Raw genomic sequence first — 13,242 nt, forward strand, 5'->3', positions numbered from 1 at the left:
GCTGCTCACCCGATACGGGCGAGCCCCTGAACATGGTTCAGACGGGGCCGATTTCAGGCCGGAGCCACCGGAGTTCTACGGCGAGCAAGTTGTGGAGTGGCGAACGCTACCGGTCGCGCCCGGCGATTCAACTGCCGGCTCAGCCTCAGTTGTATGTAGTGGGGTCGATGCGGACGCCTGGGCCCATGGTTGACGACACCACCATCTTGCGCACGTAGCGACCCTTGGCACCAGCTGGCTTCGCCCGTGCGAGTTCATCCATGACTGCTGCCAGATTGGCGTTCAGGTCCTCAGGGGCGAAGCTCACCTTGCCGATCGCCAGATGCACGTTGCCGTACCGGTCGGTGCGGTACTCGACCTTGCCGCCCTTGAACTCGCCCACAGCCTTGCCTACATCGGGCGTCACCGTTCCGGACTTCGGATTCGGCATGAGGCCACGGGGGCCAAGCACCTTGCCCAGACGGCCCACTACGCCCATCATGTCCGGCGTCGCGATCGCCACGTCGAAATCGGTGTATCCAGCTTCGACACGCTCGGCCAGATCGGCGCCGCCCACGACATCGGCCCCCGCTTCGGATGCTTCGGCCGCTGCGTCACCCTGCGCGAATACCGCAACGCGCACATCACCGCCGGTGCCCGAAGGCAGTGCGACGGTGCCGCGCACCATCTGGTCGGCCTTACGTGGGTCGACGCCGAGCCGCACCGACAGATCGACCGATTCGTCGAACTTGGCCGGTGCCAGCGTCCGCACCATGTCAATGGCCTGGGCAGGCTCGTGCATCATCTGCCGGTCGTACCGTCGGGTCGCCTCGGCGTACTTCTTCCCTGACATCTCGTGTTCTCCTCAGCCGGCGACTTCGATGCCCATCGAGCGCGCGGTGCCGATCACCTGCAGCTTGGCGTTCTCAAGATCGCGTGCGTTGAGATCGGGCATCTTCGTCGCGGCGATCTCGGCCACCTGAGCCTGGGTGACATGCGCCACGGTCTCGCGGCCGGGATTGTCGGCCGCCTTCTCCAGCCCCGCCGCCTGGCGCAGCAGCACCGACGTCGGCGGCGTCTTCGTGATGAACGTGAACGACCGGTCTTCGAAGATCGTGATCTCTGCGGGCACGATCGTGCCGCGCTGGCTCTCGGTCTTGGCGTTGTACTCCTTGCAGAAGTCCATGATCGCGACGCCGTGCGGGCCGAGCGCCGTGCCCACCGGGGGCGCGGGCGATGCCTGCCCGGCCGGGATCTGAATCTTCACCACCGCGCTCACCCGCTTGCGGCCCGCAGCGGGTCGTGCCGGGTTGTCTGCCATCTGGTGCTCCTTGAGTCTGTGCTGCTTGGCCCTCGCAGGGGCTCGGGTCTGTGCTGAGTCGCCCTCGCAGGGGCTCAGATCTTTGCGACTTGGACGAAGTCGAGCTCGACGGGGGTCTCGCGGCCGAAGATGTTCACCAGCACCTTGACCTTCAGCTGCTCCTCGTTGATCTCGATGACCTGACCCTGGAAGTCGGAGAACGGGCCCTCCTTGATGCGCACGCCCTCGTCGATCTCGAAGATCATCGACGGCTTGGTGCGGCGCGGCATCTCGGGCCCGTCGTCGGGCTCGGCCAGGAACGCCTCCACCTCCCTGCGGCGCAGGGGTGACGGCTTGCCGCCCGGACCCGCGTAGCCGGTGACCCCCGGCGTGCTGCGGATCATGTGGTGGGCCTCGTCGCTGGGACGGCAACGGATCAGCAGGTAGCCGGGAAAGACCTTCTTCTTGGCGACAACCTTGCGGCCACCCTTGAACTCGATCACGTCCTCCATGGGGATGGCGACTTCGAGAATCCGGTCCTCCATGTCGAACGTGCCGATCCGGGCTTCGAGGTTCTGCTTCACCTTCTTCTCGTAACCCGACTGTGTGTGCACGACAAACCAGCGACCCGGCCGGTCGTACGGCGAGACCCGCTTGGTCTCCGGCTCGTCAACGGCGAGCAGTTCGTCCTCAGTGAGCACGTCGACGGCGCCGGCCTCATCGGCGGCACCTGCCCCCTCAGTCGCCTCGGCTGGCTCGGCGCCCGGACCCATCAGGGTGGTCGCCGTCTGGGTGCTCAGCAACCGGCGTGCGGTCGCCATCGGGTCGGTTTCGGGCTCTGCGGGGGTGTCGGTCAGGTCGCTCATGTTCGTCAGCTCAGATGCTTGTCAGTTCACGTCGAAGAGGCGAAGGACGCCTTCACCCAGAATCCAGTCGAATCCGGCGATCATCGCCGTCAGTATCACGATGGTGATGAACACGACGACCGAGTAGTTGACGATCTCGGCGCGGGTCGGCCAGATCACCTTCTTCAGCTCGGAGCGGACCTCGCCCACGAACTGCGCTGGTCCGGCTCGCTCGGTGGTCGGTGATGCCGGAGCTGCCTGACGCCGCTCGCGCCTTCCGGCAGGCGCGCCGTCAGCCCCCATCTCGCCCTGACGCTGCAGGTGACGGCGTGTGCGTCGGTTCATGGCCATCGGAACTGTCTCCGGCCTCGATTTCTCAGGGACTTGCTGTCGGGGGCTTGGGCATGGTCAGTCCGCCGGGCTGACGGTCCAAACCGGCGGAATCGCAGGGCAGGAGGGACTCGAACCCGCAACCGCCGGTTTTGGAGACCGGTGCTCTACCAAATTGAGCTACTGCCCTCAGCGTCGGCGCATCGCGTGCGATACGCGGGTGACACTCAGTGCGGGCCTTCTTGGCGAATGTCCGCCGCAACAGGCTACCGGCAGCGATCTGGGTCGCGTCCAGAGGTGTCTTGTGAGGAGTCTGGTAGCGGGACTGGGACTCGAACCCAGGACCTCACGATTATGAGCCGTGCGCTCTGACCAACTGAGCTATCCCGCCTTGCGGGCCGCAGGGTAGCGGCGAGCCCCGTGCCGGAATCGAACCGGCGACACCAGCCTTACCATGGCTGTGCTCTGCCTACTGAGCTAACGGGGCGACGCTCGTGCGCCATCGCCAGCGATGTGCGCCGAACATTGTGGGGTCCGGAGTGTATCTGCGACCCTTCGGTAGCTTCGCTGCCATGCGAACCCGGCTGGCCACGATGGCCGATGCCGATGCGATCGCGGAGATCTACAACCGCGAGGTCACCGACGGCACGGCGACGTTCGACATGGTGCCGCGCACGCCGACAGAACAGGCCGCCTGGATGGGCGACCACTCGGGCGCCTACCCGTGCATCGTGGCGGTGCCAGACAACGCTGATGCCGAGGTCAGCGGCACGGTGCTGGGCTGGGCCTGCCTGTCGCCCTACCGCACCCGGCCGGCGTACTCGACCAGCGTCGAGGATTCCATCTACGTGCACCGCGACCACCAGGGACGCGGCGTGGGCAGCCTGCTGCTCGGCGACTTGGTGGCGCTGGCCGATGAGCACGGCTTTCACGCTGTATTCGCCCGGATCGCCGACGCCGGTGCTGCGTCGGTAGCGCTGCACGCCAAGCACGGTTTCGAGCTCGTCGGTGTGGAACGGGAGGTGGGACGCAAGTTCGGGCGCTGGCTCGACGTGACGCTTATGCAGCGCCTGCGCCCCGCCTGAATCGCTCCGTCAGCGGTGCTGTTGGCGAGCTAGAAGTGCCAGGGGAACTGCTCGTATTCGGGGTCGCGCTTTTCCAGGAAGGCGTCACGGCCCTCCGCGGCCTCATCCGTGCCGTAGGCCAGCCGGGTGGCCTCGCCGGCGAACACCTGCTGGCCCACCAGGCCGTCGTCGATCAGGTTGAACGCGAACTTGGCCATGCGCTGTGCCGTGGGTGAACGGGAGACGATTTCGGCCGCCCACTCCAGCGCCACGGATTCCAGCTTGATGTGAGGAACGACCGCGTTCACGTCACCCATATCGAAGCGTTCCCAGGCGGTGTAGGTGCGGCCGAGGAAGAAGATCTCGCGGGCCTTCTTCTGGCCGATCTGGCGGGCGAGGTAGGCCGAGCCGAAACCCCCGTCGAAGCTGGCCACGTTGGTGTCGGTCTGGCGGAAGCGGGCGTGCTCTTCGGAGGCGATGGTGAGATCGCACACGACATGGAGGCTGTGCCCGCCGCCGGCCGCCCAGCCGCTCGCCACGCAGATCACCACCTTGGGCATCATGCGGATGAGCCGCTGACACTCCAGGATGTGCAGGCGCCCGGTGCGGGCCGGGTCGATGTCGTCGGCGGTCTCGCCGTCGGCGTAGCGGTAGCCGTCCTTGCCGCGGATGCGCTGGTCGCCGCCCGAGCAGAACGCCCAGCCGCCGTCGGCCGGCGCGGGGCCGTTGCCGGTCAGCAGGATGCAGCCCACGTCAGGGGTCTGCCGGGCGTGGTCCAGCGCCCGGTACAGCTCGTCGACGGTGTGCGGGCGAAAGGCGTTGCGCACATCGGGCCGGTCGAAGGCAATGCGCACCGTGCCGTGCTCGTTGGCGCGGTGGTAGGTGATGTCGGTGAAATCGAACCCGTCGATGTCGCTCCAGCGCGACGGATCGAAGATGTCCGAGACGTGTGGCAAGAACGGCATGGGGAATCCTGGGCCGGCGGCGTGAGGACAGGTGGGGGCACGGTATTGGATCGAGCCACGGTTCCGGCCGTTGCGCGGCCCGCGGCTGCGCCGGGCGCCAGCGGCCCGGCCCGGCTGCGGGGCTGCGTGCGAGACTGCGAGCCGATCATCGGGGGACTGTCCCCTGCCCGAGCGCTCACCGAAGGGACGGCGATATGAAATTCGGACTGAGGTACTGCAACACCGGCAAGTTCGCCATGGACACGGCCCTCGCGACCGAGCTGGTACAAGCCGGTGAGGCCGCCGGCTTCGAATCTGCGTGGACGGTGGAGCACACGGTCATCCCGTCGGGCTACCAGTCGCAGTACCCGTACAGCCCTGACGGCAAGATGGCCGGCGGCGTCGAAGACCTGCTGCTGCCCGACCCGCTCATGTGGATGGCCTACATGGCAGGAGTGACGTCCACCATCAACTTCGGCACCGGCATCCTGATCGTGCCCCAGCACAGCCCGGTGGTGTGCGCCAAGCAGATCGCCACGCTCGACCACATGTCGGGCGGACGGGTGCTGCTGGGCATCGGGGTGGGTTGGATGCGCGAGGAGTTCGACGCCATCGGCGTCGGCGATCACTTCGACGACCGGGGGCGGCGCACCGACGAGTACGTGGCCGCCATGCGCGAGCTGTGGTCGGCCGAGCGGCCGACCTTCCACGGCGAGTTCGTGAACTTCGACGCTGCGTACTGCCGGCCGCAGCCGGTGAACGGCTCGGTGCCGATTATCGTGGGCGGCGACTCGAAGGTGGCAGCGCGGCGGGCCGGGCGGCTCGGCGACGGCTACTTCCCCGCCCGGGGCGCGCCGTGGAACCTGATCGACCTGGCCCGCCAGACGGCCGCTGAGCACGGCCGCGATCCCGATGCGCTGGAGATCACCGTGCAGCTGCCCGCCGACCTCGAAGAGATTCCAGAGCTGGCACGCCGCGGCGTCAGCCGGATCGCGGTACCCGTGTCACCGATGGCCGGGCTGCAGACGGTCATCTCCACGCCCGACGACGCCAGCGCCTGGGCCGACACCATCGAGCGCTTCGCCGACCTCTAGCCGCGACGAGCATGCGAAGATCGAACTAAATCGAGACTTATCGAAAGGGCCCGAGAACTACGGAGCGCAACGGCGGGACGGACCCATTCCAACAACATGAGCCGTGCGCTGGGTCCGCCCCGCTCGTAGCAGCCAGCGTAGACGCGCCGGGCTTGCTAGCAGAAACGGAATTCCGCCAAGTCGTCGCGGGCGTATTGGTCGGGCAGTGCTACTTCCCAGACCAGGTAAGCCTCCATCGCAGCCTTGGCCACCGCGGCGTCGGTGGGGTCGTAGGGCAGCGGGGGCTGGCGTGAACGGATCGCGGAGGCAGTCTCGTCGCCGCTCTGAGTGACCAGCTCAGCGTCGCCGGTCCAGCCAGGCTCGAGCACCCACGCGTCCCAGCCCATCTGGATGAGCCACGACGCGGTCATGGTGGCGCCGATGCCGTCGCCGTCGGCGAGCACCACCCGCGCTCCTGCGCGTGCTGTCGGCGAGCCACTCGTCGAGTTGGGCATGATCGATCGTGCGCACCCTGCAGCGCTCTGCCACCGCCTGCGCAGCCGCCGCGGCTTGGGCACGGCCGGCCTCGCTCGGATCGGGGGCCAGCTCGTCGCGGCCGTGCTCCAGCTCGAGCCCGGCCAGCTCCCAGCCCATCGTGCCGTCTTTCAGCGCGTACACGGCATTGGGCAGGCCCGCCGAGCGCAGCGACTGCGCTCCCATGATGCTGCGGGTCCGCCCGGCGCAGTTGACGACCACCGTGGTGCCGTCATCGATCAGGTCACCCACGCGGCGCACCAGCTCTCCACCGGGGCACGACCGACCGGTCGGGATACTCATGCGGTTGAACTCGCGGCGCGTACGCGAGTCCACCACCACCAAGTCCCGACCCTCGGCCAGCCAACCGGCTAGCTCGGTCGCGGTGACATGCGGGGTACCGAAGTGCTCCTCGACCAGCTCGCCGAACAGCTTCGACGGCACGTTGATGCCCGAGTACAGCTCGCCGCCCGCGGCCGCCCACGCGTCGATGCCGCCGTCTAGCACCGCCGTGTCGGCGTAGCCGAGCACCGTGAGCTCCAAGGCGACGGCAGCAGCCTCTCTTCCGCCGTCGTCACAGATCACCACCGACGTGCCCAGCCGTGGGATGCGCGCTGCCACTTCGAGGCCCACATGGCTGAGGGGCAGATTCGCTGCGTACAGCAAGTGGCGCTGGGTGAACTCGGTGGGCTCGCGGGCATCGATCAGCGCCAGCTCGGTGCCGTCGCCGCGCAGCAGCCCTCGATGCCGCTCCATCAACTCGGTTGCCGTGATCGTGGGAACGTCAGCCATCACACGTCCCTCGACGCCGGGGCACGAGGATGCGTGGACTCGCGAACCTTCTCACAGCGCCGCTCCTTGGCTCCCGCTCTTGTTCCCCATGCTGATGCGATTGGGATCACGGGCCGCTCGGCTCTAGCCGCACCGGTGACAGTTCAGGCGGCGGCCGTTGCTGGGTGGCCCGGGCGGGCTTCGATGATGCTGCTGGAGTCAGCGAACTCCCGCCACTCGCCTTCATCGGCGTTCCAGTACCGGCGACCGGTCATGTTCTCCATTGCCAGCCCGTAGCAGTGGAAGTTGGTCGAAGCGCCCTCGATGTGAATCGAGTGCACGTCGTGCCCGAGCATTGCGACGCCGGTGCCGCGCTCGACCATCTCCTCGCGCTCGACGTGCGGCTCGCCTTCGCCTGCACAGCAGTCGTAGAAGCGGTTCAGCTCCTGGCCGCGCATTCCCACGATGACGGCCCAAGTGAGGTGCTCATGCGGCGGCGCCGACGTGCCTTCACCGACGCTCTGGACATACAGCGCCAGCGTGCCGTCGTCGTTCTGGGCGAGCCGGTAGTTGTGCGAGCCGCGCTCGCCGTGAGGGGCCGGGAACTCCGCAGCCGGGAACAGGTGCTCGTGGGTGGCGAGCTCCAGCAGCCGTTCCTTGATGCGGGCGATGCCGGCCCGGTCGATGCCGCCGTGCTCACGGCCATGCGCATCGATCTTGGCGATGTCGTCCATCGCGTCCGCGACCGCCGCGGCCCGCTCCGAAACCCTGTTCGCCGCGGCATCCGATGCACTCATGGCTTCCTCCCCCACTTCAGCCTCTCCGCGCATCGTAGGCAATGCCGCTGCCGTAGCAGTGCCGCCTGCCGAAACCGCTGACGTCGCGGCTTCGACGCTCAGAACAGGGTGAGGTACTGGTCGACCTCGCCGACGGTGACGACGCTGTGGTGCGCCAGGAACTCTGCTTTCTTGGTTTGTACGAAGTAGTCGCGGTAGGGGCCTTCGGCGGTGTCGCCCAGTCCAGCGGCGAGCACTTCGGAGGTCGCCATTTCCTCGGCGGCGTGCAGCAGCGTGGGCGGCAGCACGGCGATTCCCTTCGCCGCCACGTCTTCGGCAGACATGGCGTGCAGGTTGTCCGTGTTGGGCTCGCCAGGGTCGATGCCGTTGTCGATGCCGTCAAGCCCGCAGGCGAGGTACGCCGCGAACATCAGGTACGGGTTGGCGGCCCCGTCGCCGAGGCGAATCTCGATCCGGTCGGGCTCGGGGATGCGGATCATCTGCGTGCGGTTGTTGCCGCCGTACGCCGCATACGCCGGCGCCCAGGTGGCACCCGAGGTGGGCGCGCCCACCCCCATGCGCTTGTAGGAGTTGACGATCGGGCACACCACCGCCACCAGCGAGCGGGCGTGGCGCAGCAGCCCGCCCACGAACTGGTAGGCGAGGTCGCTCAGGCCCAAGCCCTTGGTGTCTGGCCCGCCGGCCGTGCCACCGATGAACAGCGGATCGTCGGTGTCAGCGGTCCACAGGCTCAGGTGGGTATGCAGCCCGTTGCCGGTCTTGTCGGCGAACGGCTTGGGCATGAAGGTGGCGTAGCGACCATCGCGCTGGGCCAGCGTGTGCACCATCAGCCGGAACAGGATCAGCCGATCGGCAGTAGTCAGGGCGTCTGAGTACAGCCAGTTCTGCTCGTACTGGCCGTTGGCGTCCTCGTGGTCGTTGGCGTAGTTGCCCCAGCCCATGGCGTCGAGGTTCTTGGACACCGCTTCGAGGTGCGGCAGCATCCGGGTGAGGCCCCTGGCGTCGTAGCAGGGCAGGGTCAGGTTGTCGCGGTCGTCGGCCACGGCCAGCGAGCCGTCCTCGTTGCGCACCACCAGCGAGTACTCGGCCTCCACGCCGCACTTGAGCACCAGGTTGCGCTCAGCGGCTGCCTCCAATGCCCGGCGCAGGATCACCCGCGGCGCATACGGCCACAGCTCGCCCTCCACGGTGGGATCGCACTGCATGGCAGCCACGTTCGGCTGCCACGGAAGCTGGGTGTACGAGGCAGGATCGGGCAGGGCCAAGATGTCGGGGCTGGAGGGGTCTTGACCCATCGGGCCGGCGGCGAAACCGGCAAAGCCGGCGCCATCGCTCATCAGCCCGTCCAAGGCGCTGACCGGCACCAGCTTGGCGCACGGCTTCCCGTGCATCTCCACGAACATGGCGTAGATGAACTCCACGCCGTCGGCCTCGGTCTTGGCCCGGATTTCTTCGAGTGCGTCAGTCGCGCTGCTCATGATTCGCCCCCCGGCGTGTTCGGATCGAGGCCGCCAGATCGTCGGCCATGCCCCCGCGCGCACAGTAGTCAACGAAAGCAGACAGCCTGAATGGGATCCGCAGGCATCTGGCCACAGGAGGCGAAGCGCTACGGTGCGGGAGGCCCGACGGACAGACGTAGGGATCGTGGGGCTGGGGGTGCGCCATGTGCGGGATTGTGGGCTTGTTCTGCAAGACCGAAACGCACCGGCACGAGCTGGGACGGCTGACCGAAGTCATGCTCGCCGAGATGGGCGACCGCGGACCCGACAGTGCCGGATTTGCCGTGTATGACGCTGGCGTTCCCGGTCGCACTCGCATCACCGTGCTGGCCGAAGGGCTCAAGGTGGACTGGGGTCCTGTGGCCGCGGCCCTCGAGGCGACCTTGGGCGCAGAGGTGACCGTCGCGGCGGTGCATGACCACGCGGTGTTCTCCACCGACGGGGACGGCCGTAGCGCCCGCCAGTGGATCATCGACAACGTGGCGGGCGCGACCGTGCTGGCCCAAGGCAACAAGATCGAGATGTTCAAAGCCGTGGGCTACCCAGACCTCGTCGCCGAGCGTTACGACCTGGCATCGCGCACCGGCACCCATGCGCTGGCGCACACCCGCATGGCCACCGAATCGGCGGTAACCACCAACGGCTCTCACCCGTTCTCCACCGGCTCGGACACCTGCCTGGTGCACAACGGCTCGCTGTCGAACCACAACCGGCTGCGCCGCCAGCTCGAAGGCCACGGCGAGTCATTCCAGACCGAGAACGACTCCGAGGTCGCCGCCGGTTACCTGGCCTGGCGGATGCGCTCGGGCGACTCCATCTCGGAGGCATTGGAAGGCGCTCTCGGCGACCTCGACGGCTTCTACACCTTCGCCATCGGCGTCGCCGACGGGTTCGCCATCCTGCGCGACCCCATTGCCTGCAAGCCTGCAGTGGTGGCCGAGACCGACCACTGGGTCGCCATGTCGTCTGAGTACCGCGCTATAGCCCGCCTGCCCGGTGCGCTGGATGCCGAGGTTTGGGAGCCGGAGCCGGCTCGCATCTACACCTGGAGCCTCGCGGCGTGAGCGCAGCGGTGCGGACGTTCGACCTCGCCGAATCGGCCCGGCGCAAGCTCAACCAGGCACTGCACGAGGCTGCCGACGGCGAATCGTTCGAGGTCATCAACCCACGCGGCGCCCACGCAGTGGCGTGCGGCATCACCGCCGACATCGATGTGGTGGTGCGGGGTTCGGTGGGTTACTACGGCGCCGGCATGCACCAGCGGGGACGGGTGCTGATCGAGGGCAACGCCAGCACCGGGCTCGCTGAGAACATCATGTCGGGCGAGGTACGCATCACCGGCAACGCCACCATGTCGGCCGGTGCCACGGGTTGCGGCGGCCTGCTGGTGGTGGGCGGCAACGCGGGTGCCCGCTGCGGAATCTCGATGAAGGGCGTCGACATCGTGGTGGGCGGCAACGTTGGCCACATGAGCGCCTTCATGGCCCAGGCGGGGAACCTGGTGATCTGCGGCGACGCTGCGGCCGATCTGGGCGACTCGATCTACGAGGCGCAGATCTTCGTGCGGGGCGAGGTGGAGTCGCTCGGCGCCGACTGCGTCGAGAAGGAGATGCGGCCCGAGCATGTCCAGACAGTGGCGGGGCTACTGGCCGCCGTTGGCGAGGCGGCACACGGGGCCGACCCCGGCGACTTCCGCCGGTACGGCTCGGCCCGCCGCCTCTACAACTTCACGATCGACGACGTGGACGCCGCTCAGGCAGCGGTGCGGGCCGCAGGCGGTGACCGCCGGTGAGCACGACACCAAACGGGTCACCGGGCGGGACGCCTGCGGGAGACCTCGACCCGCTCGCCGCCGACGACCCCCAGAACTGGCACCTGCGCGAGTCGTACACGTTCGACCGCAACGTGATCGCCGAGATCCGCAGGGCGGCCAACACCGGCATCTACCGCATCCGCGGCTGGGGCGCCAAGCGCCGGATGCCCACGCTCGACGACCTCGTCTTCTTGGGGGCATCCATGTCGCGCTACCCGCTCGAGGGGTACCGCGAAGCGTGCGGCACCGACGTGGTGATCGGCGAGCATCGCGCTGAGCGACCGGTGCGCCTGCAGATCCCGGTCACGATCGCCGGCATGAGCTTCGGCTCATTGTCGGCGCAAGCCAAAGAAGCACTCGGCCGGGGGGCGTCAGCCGCCGGAACCTCGACCACCACCGGAGACGGCGGCATGACGATGGAGGAACGCGAGCACTCGTCGGTGCTGGTGTACCAGTACTTGCCGTCGCGCTACGGCATGAACCCCGACCATCTGCGCATGGCCGACGCCATCGAGGTGGTCGTAGGACAGGGCGCCAAGCCCGGCGGCGGCGGGATGCTGCTCGGCCAGAAGATCACCGAGCGGGTGGCCGAGATGCGCACGCTGCCCACCGGGATCGACCAGCGCTCAGCCTGCCGCCACCCGGATTGGACCGGGCCCGACGATCTCGAGATCAAGATCGGCGAACTGCGCGAGATCACCGACTGGCAGGTGCCGATCTACATCAAGGTCGGTGCGGCTCGCCCCTACTACGACACCGCGCTGGCGGTAAAAGCCGGAGCGGACGCCGTAGTGGTGGACGGCATGCAGGGCGGCACCGCAGCCAGTCAGGACGTGTTCATCGAGCACGTCGGCATCCCGACGATCGCTGCCATTCCCGAGGCGGTGCGGGCGCTGCGCGAGCTCGGAGTCCACCGCCGTGAGGTGAAGCTGATTGCCGCTGGCGGTTTCCGATCGGGCGCAGACGTGGCCAAGGCGCTGGCGTTGGGCGCCGATGCCGCGTCGATCGGCACTGCTGCGCTGATCGCCATCGGCGACAACGACCCGGCCTACGAAAGCGAGTACCGCGAGCTGGGCACCTCGGCCGGCTACTGGGAGGACTTCCAAGCCGGCACCGATCCTGCCGGCATCACCACCCAGGACCCCGAGTTGTCGGCCCGACTCGACCCGGTACTGGCGGGGCGACGCCTGGCCAACTACCTGCAGGTGCTCACCATCGAGACCCAGATCCTGGCCCGCGCCAACGGCAAGTCGCACGTGCTGAACCTGGAGCCCGAAGACCTGGCCGCGCTCACCGTCGAAGCCGCAGCCATGGCCAATGTGCCGCTGGCAGGCACCAACTGGGTGCCCGGCGCCGACTGACCAAATTCAGTGGTTCAGGTGGGCTAGCGACCCTGCCATTGGGGCGGGCGCTTCTCGGAGAACGCTCGCGGGCCTTCGATGTAATCGGCGCTGTTGTTCATGGCGCGCACCGCCTCGTAGCGACCTTCATGTGCAGCCTGAACGCTGGCCTCGTTGAGACCGGCCATGGCGGCCTGCTTGGTGGCCCGGATCGACATCGGCGAGCACTCCAGCACCATCTCGGCCCAGCGGCGGGCACATGCGAGTGCCCCGCCCTGGGGGACCACCTCGGCGACGATGCCCATCTCCTTGGCCTCAGCGGCGGGCACGTGACGGCCGGTCAGCATCATGCTCATCGCGCGCTTCAACCCGATGTGGCGGGGCAGGCGATGGACGCCGCCCGCCAGTGCGGCGAGCCCCACCTTGGGCTCGGGCAGCGCGAGCAGCGCATTCTCCGAAGCCACGATGATGTCGCAGGCCAGTGCGATCTCGAATCCGCCGCCCATCGCCACGCCGTTCACGGCCGCGATGACGGGCTTGTCGAGATCCCAGCGCGAGGTCAGCCCGCCGAAGCCCGACGACGGCATCGCCGAACGATCGCCGCCCTCGGCCTGGTATCGCAGGTCGTTGCCCGCCGAGAAGGCACGGTCGCCTTCCCCGGTCACGATCGCGACCCACAGCTCCGGATCGTTCTGGAATTCGTCGAACAGGTCCGACATCTCGGCATTGCCCGGCGGGTGCAGCGCATTCATGCGCTCCGGCCGGTTGATCGTCACGACGAACAGGTGCCCGTCGCGCTCCGCATAACAAAACTCACCCATGCCGGCCGAACCTAGTGGTCAGGCCGCTGTTTCGCTTAGAGCGAGCGCCGATAGGTGGGTCATTGGGGTTGCCAGCGGTCGCGGTGGTCGATGAGTTTGATGACGATGATGAGCGTGACAGCGAGGGCGATC

The 13,242-nt window shown here is 67.9% G+C and carries 15 protein-coding genes and 3 tRNA genes; 5 read left to right on the forward strand and 13 right to left on the reverse strand.

Annotated elements, in window-relative coordinates; genetic code table 11:
* Positions 1-145: 145 nt before the first annotated feature.
* The 7 genes from rplA to VI480_RS01705 all read right to left on the reverse strand — a co-directional run bounded on the left by rplA (position 146) and on the right by VI480_RS01705 (position 2,941).
* Positions 146-832 carry a 50S ribosomal protein L1 gene (gene rplA / locus VI480_RS01675; RefSeq protein ID WP_323671078.1) on the reverse strand — a complete coding sequence of 229 codons (687 nt, stop codon included), beginning with the start codon at positions 830-832 and terminating at the stop codon, positions 146-148.
* 12 nt (positions 833-844) lie between these two features.
* Positions 845-1,300, reverse strand: coding sequence for a 50S ribosomal protein L11 (gene rplK, locus VI480_RS01680; protein ID WP_323671079.1), 456 nt, complete (start codon positions 1,298-1,300; stop codon positions 845-847).
* Positions 1,301-1,374: 74 nt separating this feature from the next.
* Entirely contained in the window at positions 1,375-2,145 is a 771-nt protein-coding gene (gene nusG, locus VI480_RS01685) for a transcription termination/antitermination protein NusG (protein WP_323671080.1), read from the reverse strand.
* A 21-nt stretch (positions 2,146-2,166) separates the two neighbouring features.
* A complete protein-coding gene (gene secE, locus VI480_RS01690) occupies positions 2,167-2,469 on the reverse strand; it encodes a preprotein translocase subunit SecE (protein ID WP_323671081.1) in 303 nt (100 codons plus the stop codon).
* Positions 2,470-2,570: 101 nt separating this feature from the next.
* Positions 2,571-2,644 (reverse strand) — tRNA-Trp (locus VI480_RS01695).
* A 124-nt stretch (positions 2,645-2,768) separates the two neighbouring features.
* Positions 2,769-2,845: transfer RNA gene (locus VI480_RS01700), tRNA-Met, on the reverse strand.
* Between the two features lie 23 nt (positions 2,846-2,868).
* Positions 2,869-2,941: transfer RNA gene (locus VI480_RS01705), tRNA-Thr, on the reverse strand.
* 85 nt (positions 2,942-3,026) lie between these two features.
* On the opposite strand from VI480_RS01705, the gene VI480_RS01710 reads away from it, so the two are divergent.
* Positions 3,027-3,539 (forward strand): GNAT family N-acetyltransferase, encoded by a 513-nt coding sequence (locus VI480_RS01710; protein ID WP_323671082.1) that lies wholly within the window; start codon positions 3,027-3,029, stop codon positions 3,537-3,539.
* Positions 3,540-3,568: 29 nt separating this feature from the next.
* Here VI480_RS01710 and VI480_RS01715 read toward each other — a convergent pair whose 3' ends face one another.
* Complete coding sequence (locus VI480_RS01715; RefSeq protein ID WP_323671083.1) at positions 3,569-4,483, reverse strand: 1,4-dihydroxy-2-naphthoyl-CoA synthase; 915 nt, start codon at positions 4,481-4,483, stop codon at positions 3,569-3,571.
* A 194-nt stretch (positions 4,484-4,677) separates the two neighbouring features.
* Between VI480_RS01715 and VI480_RS01720 the strand changes: the two genes are divergently transcribed.
* Complete coding sequence (locus VI480_RS01720; RefSeq protein ID WP_323671084.1) at positions 4,678-5,556, forward strand: LLM class F420-dependent oxidoreductase; 879 nt, start codon at positions 4,678-4,680, stop codon at positions 5,554-5,556.
* 155 nt (positions 5,557-5,711) lie between these two features.
* Here VI480_RS01720 and VI480_RS01725 read toward each other — a convergent pair whose 3' ends face one another.
* The 4 genes from VI480_RS01725 to glnT all read right to left on the reverse strand — a co-directional run bounded on the left by VI480_RS01725 (position 5,712) and on the right by glnT (position 9,115).
* A complete protein-coding gene (locus VI480_RS01725; protein ID WP_323671085.1) occupies positions 5,712-5,924 on the reverse strand; it encodes a hypothetical protein in 213 nt (70 codons plus the stop codon).
* Positions 5,893-6,861, reverse strand: a complete 969-nt coding sequence (locus tag VI480_RS01730; protein WP_323671086.1) for a rhodanese-like domain-containing protein — start codon at positions 6,859-6,861, stop codon at positions 5,893-5,895. Before VI480_RS01730 ends, VI480_RS01725 begins: the two co-directional genes overlap by 32 nt.
* Positions 6,862-7,004: 143 nt before the next feature.
* Entirely contained in the window at positions 7,005-7,637 is a 633-nt protein-coding gene (locus tag VI480_RS01735; protein ID WP_323671087.1) for a hypothetical protein, read from the reverse strand.
* A gap of 98 nt (positions 7,638-7,735) precedes the next feature.
* Positions 7,736-9,115: a type III glutamate--ammonia ligase gene (gene glnT / locus VI480_RS01740; protein WP_323671088.1), complete on the reverse strand. Its 1,380-nt coding sequence runs from the start codon at positions 9,113-9,115 to the stop codon at positions 7,736-7,738.
* Positions 9,116-9,300: 185 nt separating this feature from the next.
* Between glnT and VI480_RS01745 the strand changes: the two genes are divergently transcribed.
* The 3 genes from VI480_RS01745 to VI480_RS01755 all read left to right on the forward strand — a co-directional run bounded on the left by VI480_RS01745 (position 9,301) and on the right by VI480_RS01755 (position 12,310).
* Positions 9,301-10,200 carry a hypothetical protein gene (locus VI480_RS01745; protein WP_323671089.1) on the forward strand — a complete coding sequence of 300 codons (900 nt, stop codon included), beginning with the start codon at positions 9,301-9,303 and terminating at the stop codon, positions 10,198-10,200.
* Positions 10,197-10,928: a hypothetical protein gene (locus VI480_RS01750; protein WP_323671090.1), complete on the forward strand. Its 732-nt coding sequence runs from the start codon at positions 10,197-10,199 to the stop codon at positions 10,926-10,928. The genes VI480_RS01745 and VI480_RS01750 overlap by 4 nt, the downstream gene beginning before the upstream one ends.
* Before the next feature lie 83 nt (positions 10,929-11,011).
* A complete protein-coding gene (locus VI480_RS01755; RefSeq protein WP_416246620.1) occupies positions 11,012-12,310 on the forward strand; it encodes an FMN-binding glutamate synthase family protein in 1,299 nt (432 codons plus the stop codon).
* 23 nt (positions 12,311-12,333) lie between these two features.
* On the opposite strand, the gene VI480_RS01760 is transcribed toward VI480_RS01755, so the two are convergent.
* Positions 12,334-13,110, reverse strand: coding sequence for an enoyl-CoA hydratase-related protein (locus VI480_RS01760; RefSeq protein ID WP_323671092.1), 777 nt, complete (start codon positions 13,108-13,110; stop codon positions 12,334-12,336).
* Positions 13,111-13,242: the final 132 nt, after the last annotated feature.

Origin of the sequence: Candidatus Poriferisodalis multihospitum, from assembly GCF_028283155.1 — a bacterium.
Classification (GTDB): domain Bacteria; phylum Actinomycetota; class Acidimicrobiia; order Acidimicrobiales; family Poriferisodalaceae; genus Poriferisodalis; species Poriferisodalis multihospitum.

Bases quoted from the DNA above. Each gene is read 5' to 3' on its own strand.
- rplA (WP_323671078.1), bottom strand. From the start codon at position 832: ATGTCAGGGAAGAAGTACGCCGAGGCGACCCGACGGTACGACCGGCAG.
- rplK (WP_323671079.1), bottom strand. From the start codon at position 1,300: ATGGCAGACAACCCGGCACGACCCGCTGCGGGCCGCAAGCGGGTGAGC.
- nusG (WP_323671080.1), bottom strand. From the start codon at position 2,145: ATGAGCGACCTGACCGACACCCCCGCAGAGCCCGAAACCGACCCGATG.
- secE (WP_323671081.1), bottom strand. From the start codon at position 2,469: ATGAACCGACGCACACGCCGTCACCTGCAGCGTCAGGGCGAGATGGGG.
- VI480_RS01710 (WP_323671082.1), top strand. From the start codon at position 3,027: ATGCGAACCCGGCTGGCCACGATGGCCGATGCCGATGCGATCGCGGAG.
- VI480_RS01715 (WP_323671083.1), bottom strand. From the start codon at position 4,483: ATGCCGTTCTTGCCACACGTCTCGGACATCTTCGATCCGTCGCGCTGG.
- VI480_RS01720 (WP_323671084.1), top strand. From the start codon at position 4,678: ATGAAATTCGGACTGAGGTACTGCAACACCGGCAAGTTCGCCATGGAC.
- VI480_RS01730 (WP_323671086.1), bottom strand. From the start codon at position 6,861: ATGGCTGACGTTCCCACGATCACGGCAACCGAGTTGATGGAGCGGCAT.
- VI480_RS01735 (WP_323671087.1), bottom strand. From the start codon at position 7,637: ATGAGTGCATCGGATGCCGCGGCGAACAGGGTTTCGGAGCGGGCCGCG.
- glnT (WP_323671088.1), bottom strand. From the start codon at position 9,115: ATGAGCAGCGCGACTGACGCACTCGAAGAAATCCGGGCCAAGACCGAG.
- VI480_RS01745 (WP_323671089.1), top strand. From the start codon at position 9,301: ATGTGCGGGATTGTGGGCTTGTTCTGCAAGACCGAAACGCACCGGCAC.
- VI480_RS01760 (WP_323671092.1), bottom strand. From the start codon at position 13,110: ATGGGTGAGTTTTGTTATGCGGAGCGCGACGGGCACCTGTTCGTCGTG.